Source organism: Cupriavidus sp. 22TCCZM04-2 (assembly GCF_057798895.1).
On sequence record NZ_JBYOJS010000008.1, the window covers coordinates 140,398 to 153,972 of the forward strand.

A 13,575-nucleotide genomic window follows, 5' to 3' on the forward strand; every position below is an offset into this window, starting at 1 on the left:
CATGGTATCGAATGCACTGCATGACCTCTGGTTCGGCTTCGGCGTGGCGTTCCAGGGCAGCAACCTGATGTGGTCGTTCTTTGGCGTGCTGGTCGGCAACCTGATCGGCGTGCTGCCCGGCATGGGCGCGCTCTCCGCCATTTCGATCCTGTTGCCGCTGACCTACGCGATGCATCCCGTGCCCGCCATCCTGATGCTGGCCGGCATCTTCTATGGTTCGCAATATGGGGGCGCCATTGGCGCCATCCTGCTCAACCTGCCCTCGCATCCACCGCACGCCGTGACGTGCCTCGACGGGTATCCGATGACGCGTGCCGGCAAGGGCGGCACGGCGCTGGGCATCACCATGATCTGCTCGTTTTTTGCCGCGTCGGTGGGCATCCTGGTGATGATCTTCGCATCGCCATTGCTGACCGCCATCGCATTCAAGTTCGGCCCCGCGGAGATCTTCTCGATCATGCTGCTCGGGCTGCTGGCGGGATCGACGATGTCGCGCGGGTCGCCGCTCAAGGGCGTGGCGATGACACTGTTTGGCTTGCTCTGCGGCGTGGTGGGGACGGACGTCAATACCGGCACGTTCCGCTTTGCGATGGGCATTCCTGAACTGAGCGACGGACTCGAACTGGTGGCCATCGCCATGGGCCTGTTCGGCGTGGCGGACTTCATCCTAAACGTCAACCGCATGAAGACGGTGACCAGCAACGCCAAGCTGCGCATCCGCGACATGCGTCCGAGCCTGGCCGAGCTGAAGCAGGCGTTCTGGCCGATGGTGCGCGGCACCGGCGTGGGTACGCTGTTCGGCGCCATGCCCGGCACCGGCCCGACGATCACGACCTTCGTGGCCTATGCGCTGGAGCGCAAGATCTCGAAGTCGCCCGAGAAATTCGGCACCGGCATGATCGCCGGCGTGGCTGCGCCGGAGGCATCGTCGCACTCGAAGACGCAGGTGGACTTCATCCCGACGATGAGCCTCGGCATTCCAGGCGATGCGGTGATGGCGCTGATCCTGGGCGCGCTGATGATCCAGGGGATCGCACCGGGTCCGCAGCTGATCAGCGACCACCCGGACATCTTCTGGGGTCTGATTGCCAGCTTCTGGATCGGCAACGTCATCCTGATGATCCTCAACGTGCCGATGATCGGCGTGTGGGTGAAGCTGCTGCAGGTGCCCTACCGCTATCTGTTCCCGTCGGCCATGTTCTTTATCGCCGTGGGCGTGTTCAGCACGCAAAGCAGCCTGTTCCAGATCTGGGAAGTCCTGGCCTTCGGCCTGATTGGGGCGTTGCTGATGGTCCTGAACTTCTCGGTGGCGCCGATCCTGCTGGGCTTCGTGCTCGGGCCGATGGTCGAGGAGAATTTCCGCCGCGCGTTGCTGCTGTCGCGCGGCGACCTGGCGGTGTTCGTGGAACGGCCGATCAGCTGCGTGTTCGTGGTGATCTCCGCGCTGCTGGTGATCGCGGTCACGTGGTCCGCATGGCGCGCGCGCGGTGGCAAGAAGGCGCCGGTGGTCGAGGTGCCGGATGCCGGGCTGGCGGTGAACGAGTAATGGCGGCCGGCTGAACGGAAGCGCCGACGTGCAAAGCCCCGGAAGACCATGTCTTTCCGGGGCTTTGCATTGTTGGTGTACCACCCGGGGTTATGCCCCGCTCTCCCCCGAAACCCCGGCCTGCCGGCGCGCCGCGCCGCTTGCGGCCCGGCTTTCCTTCGGGCTGCATCCGAACTGCGTGTGATACCAGCGCGAGAACCCACTAGGTGCGGAAAAACCGAGCAACGTCGCCACCTCGGTCAGCGGTCGATCGCTCTCGACAACATGGCGCGTCGCAAGCTCTATGCGGATGTCGTTGACGATCGACGAGAAACTCTGGCCCTGTTCCGCCAGCCGGCGCTGGACCGTGCGGCATACCACGCCCATGTGTTCGGCCACCTGCTCGATGCTGCAGCGCCCGCTCGGCAATAGCAGCGGGATCGTGCGGCGTACGTCTTCCAGCATGGTCGACTGTTGCGGCACGCCGGAATCGTCGATCAGCCGCTGCGCGTAGCGCACCATGGCCGGATCGGCCCAGGGGTTGCGCGCGTCCAGATCGGCCTTGGCGCAGACGATGCCGTTGAAGTCACAATCGAACTGGACGTAAGGGCCGAAAAACCGCTGATGGGCACTGAGATCGGCCGGCGCGGCGTGCTCGAAACACACGCGTTGCGGCTGCCAGTCCGGACGGATGAGCTGGCGTATCAACCGCACCATGACACCAAGCGCCAGCTCCACCCGCTGGCGGGTCGGCTGATTAGGGTTGCCGGCGATCAGCGCCTCGCGAATGATGACCAGTTCGCCACATTCCTCGACCCCGAGCGACTGCGCCCCATTGAGCATCGGCTGGTAGCGCATCAGCATGCCAAGCGCGTCGCGCAGCGTGGCCTGATCGCGGACCAGCATGCCGACTGCGCCGAGATTGGACAACAGGCGGGATTCGGCCATGCACAGCCCGAAACTCTCATTGCCCGACAGGGTCGCGGACGCCTGGAGCAGCCGCCCGAAGCGCTCGACCGGAATCATCAGGTCCGGCTCGTGCAGCACGCTCGGACTGATTCCTGCATCCATCATCATCCGCTCCGGATTCAACCCGGCGGCACGAGCCACCTCGCTGTAGTTGGTGAGGGCCGCGGCGCGGACAAGTAACGACATCGGGGACCACGCAGAAAGTTGACGGCTCATGATAAATGGCTGTCACGTATTGTCAACTGACAATAACCCGTGCGCTTCAGGCGTCATCCCTGTCGTAGAAAGCCAAGTTCGCGGCGTGCAAGGCCAAGCGGAAAATGTCGCCGCGACGGATGATCCGGGAGTGCAAATCAAGAACCGGTCGAGCGCGATGCAACCTCCCTTGCATGCATCGGCACCGTAGGAGACTTGGAAATGAAGATCAGGCAAATCACCCCCGCCATCGGGGCCGAGATTTCTGGCGTCAACCTCGGCGACGCGGCGCGCGATCCGGCGCTCTTCGCCGAGATCAAGGCGGCGCTGCTCAAACACCGGGTCCTGTTCTTACGCAAGCAGGAAATCACGCGCGCTGAACACGTGGCGTTCGCGCGCTGCTTCGGCGAACTGGAAGACCACCCTGTCGCCGGCAGTGTTCCCGAGCACCCGGGTCTGGTGAAGGTCTACCGCAGCGACAACCCGCACAGCTACGAGAACAGCTATCACTGCGACGGCCTCTGGCGTCCCAATCCCGCCATGGGAGCCGTGCTGCGCTGCATCGAATGCCCCGAGATCGGCGGCGACACCATCTGGGTCAACATGGTGAAGGCGTACGAGGAACTGCCGGAAGACATCAAGAAGAAGATCGACGGCCTGCGCGCCAGGGCCAGCATCGAGCACAGCTTCGGTGCAGTCATGACGCCGGAGAACCGCGCCAAGCTGGCCAAGGATCACCCGCCGGTGGAGCATCCGGTGGTACGCACCCATCCGGAAACCGGGGAGAAGATCCTCTTCGTCGGCGCTTCGTTCACGACGCACTTCACCAACTACAGCACCCCGGAAAACGTGCGCTACGGCATCGACAAGTCGCCCGGCGGCCCGCTGCTGCTGCAATACCTGAACAGCCGCGCCACCATCCCCGAGTACCAGGTGCGCTGGTCCTGGCAGGAAGGCGACGTTGCGATCTGGGACAACCGCTGCACGCAGCACTATGCCCTCAACGATTACTTCCCGGCACCGCGCAAGCTGGAGCGCGCCGGCATCATCGGCGATATTCCCTACTGATTCGCAAGCGGGCCGCGGCCTGGCGGCCGTCTTGCGTCATGCGACAGGCGCATCGTGAAGGCGATCTGGTATGAGAAACAGGGGCTGGCGGCCGAGGTACTGACCTACGGCGACCTGCCCACGCCGCAACCGGCGCCGGGCGAAGTCCGCGTGCAACTCCACGCGTCGGGCGTCAACCCGGCCGACGCGAACCGGCGGGCCGGCCGCATGCATGGCGGCATGGAATTCCCGCTCATTATTCCGAACAGCGATGGCGCGGGCGTGATCGACGCGGTTGGAGATGGTGTCGACCCCAAGCTGCTGGGCTCGCGTGTCTGGCTGCATTTCGGACAGCGCGGGCGCGCCTTTGGCACGGCTGCCGAATTCATCTGCGTGCCGCACGCCTTGACGTCACCGCTGCCCGCGCATCTGGACTTTATCCAGGGTGCCTGCCTGGGCATTCCGGCAATGACCGCCTACATCAGCCTGTTCCAGCGCGGCACGATCCGGGGCAAGTTCGTCCTCGTGACTGGCGGTGCCGGGGCTGTCGGGCACTATGCGGTGCAGCTCGCCAGGTGGGGCGGTGCCCATGTCATTGCCACCACCAGCTCCGGGCCCAAGGCGGCCCATGCCACACGCGGTGGCGCCGATGTCGTGGTCGACTACACGGCGCCAGGCGCCGCGCAGCGGATTCTGGAAGCCACACAGGGACACGGTGTCGATCACATCGTCGATGTCGATGCGGTCGACAATGCAAGGCTTTGCCTGGAGGTCGCCGCCAATCAGGCGCAGTGGATCTCGTATGCCAGCGGCGCGCAGCTCCCCGAACTTCCATTGGTCACGCTGATTCGCAAGAATCTCTGCCTGCAGGGCCTGTACCTGCCGGGCTTGCCCTACGAGTTGCGCCGGATTGCCCAGGAAGGATTAGGGCGCTGGATGAAAGACGTCCCCGATGCCGTTCATGCTGTCGACAGCGTCTTCGACTTGCGCGACACCGCAAAAGCGCATCTGGCTGTCGAAGCCGGCACCAAGCTGGGCACGGTCGTGGTCCGGTGCGATACGGAATAGCGGTACGGCAACGCGGGCGACAAGCGCAAACATGGGCGGACACTTGTCCGCCCATGTCGTCCTGCAGCCCGGTGAGTCCACACGGGCCCGGCACGGCGGATCAATCGAGCCTGATTCCGGTATCCGCCGCGATTTTCGACCAGACCTGCAGGTCGCGGCCGACGATCTCGCCGAACTGCACCGTGGTCTTCACAGGCGGCGGCGCAAAGTTCATGGTGTGCATCATGGTGGCGAGCTCAGGGGATTTCTGAACCTTGTTGACTTCATCGGCCAGCCTCTTCACGATCGCCGGGTCGGTTCCCGCTGGCGCGAACATGCCGAACCAGCCCACGGCATCGAATTTATAGCCCTGTTCCGTCATGGTCTTGACGTCGGGGAACTGCGGTGCGCGCGAGTTGCCTGCAATGGCGATGGCGCGGACCTTCCCCGAGCGAAGGAAGGGGACGGGCGCGCCGGGGTCGGTCCAGCCGATCGTCAATACGCCCGCGGAAAGGTCGGTCAACAGCTGATTCGAAGTCCGGTACGCAACGTGTGCGGTTTCCATGCCGGTCTGCTTCTTGAGCCACTCCATCATCAGCTGTCCCGAAGATCCCGCCGACCAGGTACCGTAGCTGTACTTGTCCGGATTCGCCTTCAGCAGCTTGACGAGTTCCGGCAGGCTGTGGACCGGCAGGTCACTGTTGACGAGCAGCATTACGCCACCCTCGGCCGTCTCGGCAATGGGTACCAGGCTCTTCTTCGGATCATAAGGAATGGTCTTCAGTACCGCCGGGGCGATGACCATGTTCGTTGCCGTGGTGTAGAGGATCGTGTATCCGTCGGCCGGCGCCTTGATCACCGCGCTGGTGCCGATCACGCCACCGGCGCCAGGCCGGTTGTCCACCACGACCGGCTGCTTCAGTGCTACCGACAGGCGTTGCGCCATCACGCGTGCGAGGGCATCGGTCCCCGATCCTGCCGACGACGCGACGATCATCTGAATCGGGCGCGAGGGCCAGGCGCCGCCCTGCGCCTGCGCGCAAGCGCACACCGCCAGCAACACACCCGTGCCCAGCGTGGCCGCAACCAGCTTCTTCAATCGAAATGCCATTGTCATCCTCCATATACCTGGTCTGTTGCCAATCGACCTGGCCCGCGCGCGTTCCCTGCTCGTCGCCTGGCAAATCGGCAGAGCCGACGACAACGGCCACGCGGCCCGATGCGCAAGACGCAGCGCATCGGGCGACGTGAACTAGCCATGCATGGCATGAACGCGGGCAAGTCAGTCTCGCGGCTTGGCTGGCGTGGCCAACCTCAGGCCGCCATGTTTTCCTGCTTGCGCAGGAAACCCTGGTGGCCACCATTACGATTGGGCGCGAAGCCGTTGGCCTGAAGCGTTTCTTCCACGGTGTCGTAGAACACCCCCAGCTTCAGGATTTCCCGCGTCTGCTGCGCGGTCGCGATGGGCCGGCCGAACTCGCCGGCGATGCGCACCAGTTGCTTGATCTGCTCGACCGTGCTCATCTTTCCCGTGCGCGTCTGGTTCCACAGCACGTCTTCGATGCCGCACCGTACATGCAGGCCCAGGGCCATGCCAATCATATTGATGGGCAGCACATTCAGCACCGAACTCTCCACCGTCAGCACGGCGCCGTCCGGCACGGCACGCAGCATGTTGGCCAGGTTGTAGATGTTCGCCTGGTCCATGCCACCGCTGATCGCTACCCAGTTCATCACCAGCGGCCCCTTGTAGACGCCGCGGCGAATCATCCGCTCGATCGTTTCAAAGCTGTTGATGTTGTAGCACTGGAATTCGCTCTGGATTCCGGCGGCGGTCAGGCGCCGGATATGCTCCTCGGCCCAGCTGGGGTTCGAGGGCACGACCATATCCTTGTAGGTGTCGTAGAGGTGCGGGAAGCCACGCGATACCCCCTTGAAGTCGTCGACGCCGGCGTGCTCGGTCACGTTCATCTGCGCCGTGTTGACGGTCACCGTCACCTGGTCGGGTTTCGGATCGAGTTCGGCCAGCATATGGCGCGTGTCATCGTCCAGCCACTTGGCGGCCTGGCCCTCTTCGGGAGCGAAGCTGATCGAGCCGCCCACCTGGATGACCATTTCCGGACAGGCCTTGCGCACGCCGGCGATCAGCTCGTTGAACGTGGACAGGCGCTTGCTGCCCTTGCCATCGGGTTCGCGCACATGCAGGTGCAGCACGCGCGCACCGGCTTCGTAGCAATCCACCGCCTTCTGGATCTGGTCTTCCATCGTGACGGGAATATCTTCCGGAAAGTCGGAAGGAATCCAGCCCGGCGCATAGGGCGCGGCGGTGATGATCAGGGGCTGCTGGTTCTCGGGATACAGGTGGCCGTCAAGGAAGTTCATGGTGATGGATATCCAGGTTGCTATGCAAAGGCGAAAAAAGTCGAGACAGACAACAGCGTGCTGTCAGATGACGAAGATGGAGGAGCCCGTGGTCTTGCGGGCCTCGAGATCGCGATGTGCCTGCGCGGCGTCCTCCAGCGCATAGCGCTGGTTGATCCCGATGCGGATGCGGCCTGCCGCCACATGTCCGAACAGCTCGTCGACCAGTTCCGCCTTTTCGGCAGGGTCGGCGATATAGTCGGCCAGGCCCGGGCGCGTCAGGAATGCCGAGCCCTTGCGGGCCAGGATGGCCGGATCGAACCCCGTGACCGGGCCCGAGGCAAACCCCACGCACACCAGCAGGCCGCGGCGCTTGAGCGAGTCCAGCGAGGACATGAAGGTGTCCTTGCCCACGCTGTCGAAGACCACGTTCACGCCCACGCCGTCCGTCAGTTCGCGCACGCGCTTCGCCACGTCCTCATGGCTGTAGTTGATGGTGTGGTCGCAGCCATGGGCGCGCGCCACTTCGGCCTTGGCGTCGGTGGAAACCGTGCCGATCACCGTCAGTCCCTGGAGCTTGGCCCATTGCGAAATGATCAGCCCGGCGCCGCCTGCCGCGGCATGCAGCAGGATGGCGTCGCCCGCCTTGAACGGGTAGATCCGGCGCATCAGGTACGCCGCCGACAAGCCCCGCATGGTCATGGCCGCCGCGACTTCGCAGCTGATGGATTGCGGCAGCTTGATCAGCGGCGCCGCAGCGATAATCCGCTCCGTGCTGTAGGCACCGAGCGTGTTGGTAAAGCCCGTATAGGTCACGCGGTCGCCGACCGCCAGGTGCGTGACACCGGCGCCAACGGCTTCGATCACGCCGGAGGCCTCGTTGCCAAGCCCACTGGGCAGCGGAACCTGGTAAGTGCCGCTGCGAAAGTACGTGTCGGCAAAGTTCAGCCCTACGGCCACATGACGGACGCGGACTTCCCCCGGCCCCGGCTCGCCCACGCTGACGTCCTCGAAGCGAAGGACATCGGGGCCGCCTGTTTCGTAGAATTTCACGGCTTTCGCCATGTCGTCTCCTGTTCTTTATCTGATCTGATCGTTCACCCGCGGCTTGCCGTTCAGGCGCGCCAAAGCGACAACCAATCTTCTGGCCTGGCGCGACTTTTCGCTTTGCCGATGACGTCTCGAGCTTTTCCTTTTGTGACACGCCGGCGCGTGCGCTGGGCATCGCCCCGGACGGAAATGTCGACCCCCTGGCTTTTGCGGACGCCCAAGAAAAAAACGCCAGCGCGCCCTGCCCTCATAACCCCGGCAGTGCGCGCTGGCGCTCGTATGTGATGCGGGAGCCCTGCTTGGCTCCCTGCAGGCTCAGAAGATGTGGCGGATACCCACGGCAGCGCCGAACATCGACGTCTTGCCATTCGGCAGGGCGTAGCTGTTCAGCGTGAGGCTGGTGGCATAGTTGCTCGCGGCCGATTCCATGGCCAGGCCACCGTTCCTGGAGTAGGCCGTGGTCAGGTAGACATCCGTACGCTTCGAGAACGAATAGTCGGCGATCAGGGCGATCTGCCACGGATTGGCCATCCCGGTGTTGCCGCCGATGTTCTTTACGTTCTGGTAGTCGTACTCGAGCGTGAAGTCCAGCGTGGAAGACAAGCGGTACTGACCGCCGATCCAGTAGAAGTCGTCGCGCAGAATCAGCGTACCGTTTTGATTCTTGTTCTGGCCCCAGCGGTAGCCACCCATGATCTTGGCCGTGTCATTGAAGGCAAAGCTGCCCATGACCGCCGCCTTCTTGAAAGCACCGTTGCCGGTCGCCATCGTCGGATTCCACTGGTCATAGCCGACACCTACGCCGAAGGGGCCCGAAAGGTAGCTCACCCCGGCGCCATAGGCCGAGTCGCGACGGAACTGGCCCGGCACCTCGCCATTGCCGCCCGCACCTGGAACCGTCCCGATGACTTGCGGCAGTGCCGTGCCGACGCCGAACGACCAGTTTGCCATGACGGTCAGACCGCCGAACGTGCCCGTGTACTTCGCGGTGTTGTCCTCGCGGAAGTTGCCGCCGGCGATCACGCCAACGGGCTCATACTGCGTGGCGTAGCGCGCCGGCACAAAGTTGGCCAGCGTGGAGAACATGGAATGGTACTGCCGGCCAAAGGTGAACTGGCCATATGGGGCAGTCAGGCCAACGAAGGCCTGGCGACCAAACAGCCGTCCGCCCTGCTGCAGGGTGCCGGTATCGGAATTGAAGCCACTCTCCAGGACGAAGATCGACTTCAACCCGCCCCCCAGGTCTTCCGTGCCACGCAGGCCCCAGCGAGAACCCGAGTAGCCACCGGCGTCCTCGCGAATCACCTTGCCGCCCTGGCCCGGGTTAAAGTTATTACTCGCCGACGGGATCGCTCCGACGTGGTTGACGTACTCGACGTTCACGTCGACCACGCCATACAACGTCACGCTGGATTGCGCCTGCACCGCTCCGCAGGTGCATGCCGCCGCCAGGCCAATAATCGTCTTCCTCATTACCTTGTCTCCTCTGCCCTTATCTGTTTGATTTGTCCAGCCGTCCTCGCTACGACGGGGCAATCCTACGGAACACCCTCGCCGCTTGATGCGGCCGCGGCCCGGAAGTCGCGAATTGGCAAGTCGGTGTCCTTATCCGGCAAACCCAGAAGCCAGCGATGCCAAATATCGTCTGAAAAAAGCGACATACCGGGTTTCCACCAGTGCAATGCAGGCCAGGAGGAGCTGCTTGATTGGGGCGGCGCCGGACGGCAGACGTCCATGTGGTGCGCTTCGCGGCCGGGCACGCCAGGCCGGAAAAGAAAATGGGGCAATCGCGAGATTGCCCCATTCCACTCAACGCCAATGACGATCGACCGGCGCGAACGCCGGCCAATCACCGAACCTCAATCCGTGCCTTTCAGTTCGATCAGCAACTCCTTCGCCGCCACACGATCGCCTTGCTTCACGTGCACGGCGGCAATCTCGCAGTCGCGATCGGCCGCAATGTGGGTTTCCATCTTCATCGCTTCCAGCGCCAGCAGCGTCGTGCCAGCCGCGACCTTCTGCCCCGGCTGAACCGCCACCGTCACGATCGAGCCCGGCATCGGCGCGGCGATATGCAGTGGATTGTCGGGGTCCGCAACGTTCTTGCTGTGGCGCGCCGGACCGGCTTGCGCGGCGCTGCGCTGTTCGATCAGCGCCGTGCGCGACTGTCCGTTCAGCTCGAACTGGACCTTGATGTTGCCCTCTTCGGCATCGGGATGCGTTCCCTGCAGCGAGACCAGCAAGGTCTTGCCCGCCGCGATATCGATGGCGACCTCTTCCTGGGGCTGCAGTCCATACAGGAAAGCCGGTGTCGGCACGACCGACGTATCGCTGAAGGTCCGCACGTGCGCGTGGTAGGCGACCGCCTGCTTGGGGTACATCAGGTAAGACGCAAGCTGCCGGTCGTCAATCGATTGTTCGCACGCCGCTTCCGCCTCGGCGCGTGCGGCATCGAGGTCCACTGCCGGGATCTGGTCGCCTGGCCGGTAGGGCGCGGGCGGCTCGCCGCGCAGGACTTTGCGCGAGAGTTCCGCGGGGAAGCCGTCGGGCGGGAAGCCCAGCTCGCCCTTGAACAGCGACACCACCGACTCGGGGAACGCAATCTCCTTGGCCGGATCGCAGACATCGGCGGCGCTCATGTCGTTGGCCACCATCATCAGCGCCATGTCGCCCACGACCTTGGACGTCGGCGTCACCTTCACGATGTCGCCGAACATCTGGTTGACCTCGGCATACGCGCGCGACACCTCGGTCCAGCGATGCTCGATGCCGAGCGAGCGGGCCTGCTCGCGCAGGTTGGTGTACTGGCCACCTGGCATTTCGTGGCGGTAGACATCAGCCGTGCCGGCCCGGATCTCCGATTCGAACGGTGCGTAGTAACGACGCACGCCCTCCCAGTACATCGATGCCTCGTGCAGGCGCTCGAGGTCGAGTCCGGGGTCGCGCTCGCTGCCGGCCAGCGCCGCGGCGATGCTCGACAGGTTCGGTTGCGAGGTGAGCCCGCTCATGGCATCGAGCGCGCCATCGACTGCATCACAGCCGGCGTCGATGGCCGCAAGCGCCGAGGCAGCCGAAATACCGCTCGTATCGTGCGTGTGGAAATGCACGGGAAGGCCCGTCTCTTCCTTGAGCGCCTTCACCAGCGCTGCCGCAGCCTGCGGACGGCAGATGCCTGCCATGTCCTTGATGCCCAGCACGTGCACGCCGGCCGCCTGTAGTTCGCGCGCGATGCCGACGTAGTACTTCAGGTCGTACTTGGGGCGCGAGCCGTCGAAAATGTCACCGGTGTAGCAGATTGCGCCTTCGCACAGCGCCCCGCTCTCGCCCACGGCGTCGATGGCCACGCGCATGTTTCGCACCCAGTTCAACGAGTCGAACACGCGGAACACGTCCACGCCGGCGCTGGCGGCCTGGCGGACGAAGAACTTCACCACGTTGTCCGCGTAGTTGGTGTAGCCGACGGCGTTCGAGCCGCGCAGCAGCATCTGGAACAGGATGTTGGGCACGCGCTCGCGCAGTTGCTCGAGGCGCTGCCACGGGTCTTCCTTCAGGAAGCGCAGCGCCACGTCGAAGGTGGCCCCGCCCCAGCACTCCATCGAGAACAGCTGCGGCAGTTCTCGCGCGTAGAAGGGCGCGATCGGGAGCATGTCCGCGGTGCGCATGCGCGTGGCGAACAGCGACTGGTGCGCGTCGCGCATGGTCGTGTCCGTCAGCAGCACACGCTTTTGCTCAAGCATCCAGCGCGAGAACTTCTCCGCGCCAAGCTCGCGCAGCAGGTCGCGCGTGCCGGTCGGAATGGCGCCAGCGGTATCCAGCTTGGGCAGCACCGGGCTGGGCAATGGCAGCGAAGGTAGCGTGCGGCCATTGATTTCCGGATGCCCGTTGACGCACACATCGCCCAGATAGCGCAGCAACTTTGTCGCACGGTCCTGCCGCTTGGCGAAGGCCAGCAGTTCCGGCGTCTTGTCGATAAAGCGCGTCGTGACCTCGCCCGAGCGGAAAGCCTGATGGTTGATGACGTTCTCGAGGAACTGCAGGTTGCACGCGACGCCGCGGATACGGAATTCGCGCAACGCGCGGTCCATGCGCCGGATCGACTCGGGCGCCGTCGGCGCCCAGGTGGTGACCTTGACCAGCAGCGAATCGTAGTACGGCGTGATCACGGCACCGCCATAGGCCGTTCCGGCGTCCAGGCGCACGCCGAAGCCCGCCGCGCTGCGGTAGGCGGAGAGCCGGCCATAGTCCGGCAGGAAGCCGTTTTCGGGGTCTTCGGTCGTGATCCGGCATTGCAGGGCATGCCCGTTCAGCGAGATGCCCGCCTGTTCCGGCACGCCGGCAGCGCGCACGACGATCTTGCCGTCGGCATCGCGCGTGTTCTCGGTCATGCCGATATGGCCGCCCTCGGTAATGCGGATCTGCGCCTTGACGATATCGACCCCCGTGACCATCTCGGTGACCGTGTGCTCGACCTGGATGCGCGGGTTGACTTCGATGAAATAGAACTGGCCGGAGTCGGCATCCATCAGGAATTCGATCGTGCCCGCGTGCGTGTAGCCAACCGCGCGCATCAGCCGCATGGCCGCGTCGCACAGTTCGGCCCGGCCGGCGTCGTCGAGGTACGGCGCCGGCGCGCGCTCCACCACCTTCTGGTTGCGGCGCTGCACGGTGCAGTCGCGCTCGTACAGGTGCACCAGGTTGCCGTGCGTATCGCCCAGCGCCTGCACTTCGACGTGGCGCGCGTTGCGCACCAGCTTCTCGACATAGACCTCGTCATTGCCGAACGCCGACAAGGCCTCGCGCCGCGCGGCCGGCAGCGCGGTTTCGAGGTCCTGCTCGTTTTCCAGCATGCGCATGCCGCGCCCGCCACCGCCCCAGCTCGCCTTGAGCATCAGCGGGTAGCCGATGCCGGCCGCCAGGCGCTTGCACGCGTCCAGGTCATGCGGCAACGGATCGGTCGCCGGCATCACCGGCACGCCCGCCTCGATCGCCGCGTTGCGGGCCGCCACCTTGTTCCCCAGCTTGCGCATGACGTCCGGCGACGGGCCGATCCAGCGGATCCCGGCGTCCATCACCGCTTGCGCGAAATCCGGGTTCTCCGAGAGGAAGCCATAGCCCGGGTGGATGGCGTCCACCTTCGCCTGCCGGGCGATGCGCAGGATGTCATCGATGTCGAGGTAGGCCGCCAGCGGCTTCTTGCCCTCGCCAACCAGATAGCTTTCGTCCGCCTTGAAGCGATGGAGCGCGAGGCGGTCTTCCTTCGAATAGATCGCCACGGTGCGGATATTCATCTCGGCCGCGGCGCGCATCACGCGGATCGCGATCTCGGAACGGTTGGCAATCAGCAGGGATTTGATTGGGGTGTAGTTCATGGGGCGAATAGA

At 64.4% G+C, this 13,575-nt stretch carries 9 protein-coding genes; 3 read left to right on the forward strand and 6 right to left on the reverse strand.

Going from position 1 to position 13,575, the window contains the following annotated elements; all coding sequences use genetic code 11:
• Window position 1 precedes the first annotated feature (1 nt).
• Window positions 2-1,546: a tripartite tricarboxylate transporter permease gene (locus AC3FKG_RS14365; RefSeq protein ID WP_483711700.1), complete on the forward strand. Its 1,545-nt coding sequence runs from the start codon at window positions 2-4 to the stop codon at window positions 1,544-1,546.
• 90 nt (window positions 1,547-1,636) lie between these two features.
• On the opposite strand, the gene AC3FKG_RS14370 is transcribed toward AC3FKG_RS14365, so the two are convergent.
• Window positions 1,637-2,680, reverse strand: a complete 1,044-nt coding sequence (locus AC3FKG_RS14370) for an AraC family transcriptional regulator (protein WP_483711701.1) — start codon at window positions 2,678-2,680, stop codon at window positions 1,637-1,639.
• 231 nt (window positions 2,681-2,911) lie between these two features.
• Between AC3FKG_RS14370 and AC3FKG_RS14375 the strand changes: the two genes are divergently transcribed.
• Window positions 2,912-3,757 carry a TauD/TfdA dioxygenase family protein gene (locus AC3FKG_RS14375; protein ID WP_483711702.1) on the forward strand — a complete coding sequence of 282 codons (846 nt, stop codon included), beginning with the start codon at window positions 2,912-2,914 and terminating at the stop codon, window positions 3,755-3,757.
• 54 nt (window positions 3,758-3,811) lie between these two features.
• Window positions 3,812-4,804: an NADPH:quinone reductase gene (locus AC3FKG_RS14380; RefSeq protein WP_488743392.1), complete on the forward strand. Its 993-nt coding sequence runs from the start codon at window positions 3,812-3,814 to the stop codon at window positions 4,802-4,804.
• A 100-nt stretch (window positions 4,805-4,904) separates the two neighbouring features.
• Here AC3FKG_RS14380 and AC3FKG_RS14385 read toward each other — a convergent pair whose 3' ends face one another.
• The 5 genes from AC3FKG_RS14385 to AC3FKG_RS14405 all read right to left on the reverse strand — a co-directional run bounded on the left by AC3FKG_RS14385 (window position 4,905) and on the right by AC3FKG_RS14405 (window position 13,563).
• Window positions 4,905-5,894, reverse strand: a complete 990-nt coding sequence (locus tag AC3FKG_RS14385; RefSeq protein WP_483711704.1) for a Bug family tripartite tricarboxylate transporter substrate binding protein — start codon at window positions 5,892-5,894, stop codon at window positions 4,905-4,907.
• A 203-nt stretch (window positions 5,895-6,097) separates the two neighbouring features.
• Window positions 6,098-7,165, reverse strand: a complete 1,068-nt coding sequence (locus tag AC3FKG_RS14390; RefSeq protein ID WP_483711705.1) for a beta-keto acid cleavage family enzyme — start codon at window positions 7,163-7,165, stop codon at window positions 6,098-6,100.
• Between the two features lie 63 nt (window positions 7,166-7,228).
• The gene (locus AC3FKG_RS14395; protein WP_483711706.1) at window positions 7,229-8,209 is read right to left on the reverse strand and encodes a quinone oxidoreductase family protein; all 981 of its coding nucleotides are present in this window, start codon (window positions 8,207-8,209) and stop codon (window positions 7,229-7,231) included.
• Between the two features lie 300 nt (window positions 8,210-8,509).
• On the reverse strand, window positions 8,510-9,667 hold the full coding sequence (locus AC3FKG_RS14400; RefSeq protein ID WP_483711707.1) for a porin: 1,158 nt from the start codon (window positions 9,665-9,667) through the stop codon (window positions 8,510-8,512).
• Window positions 9,668-10,053: 386 nt separating this feature from the next.
• Window positions 10,054-13,563, reverse strand: coding sequence for a pyruvate carboxylase (locus tag AC3FKG_RS14405; protein ID WP_488743393.1), 3,510 nt, complete (start codon window positions 13,561-13,563; stop codon window positions 10,054-10,056).
• Between the last annotated feature and the right edge of the window lie 12 nt (window positions 13,564-13,575).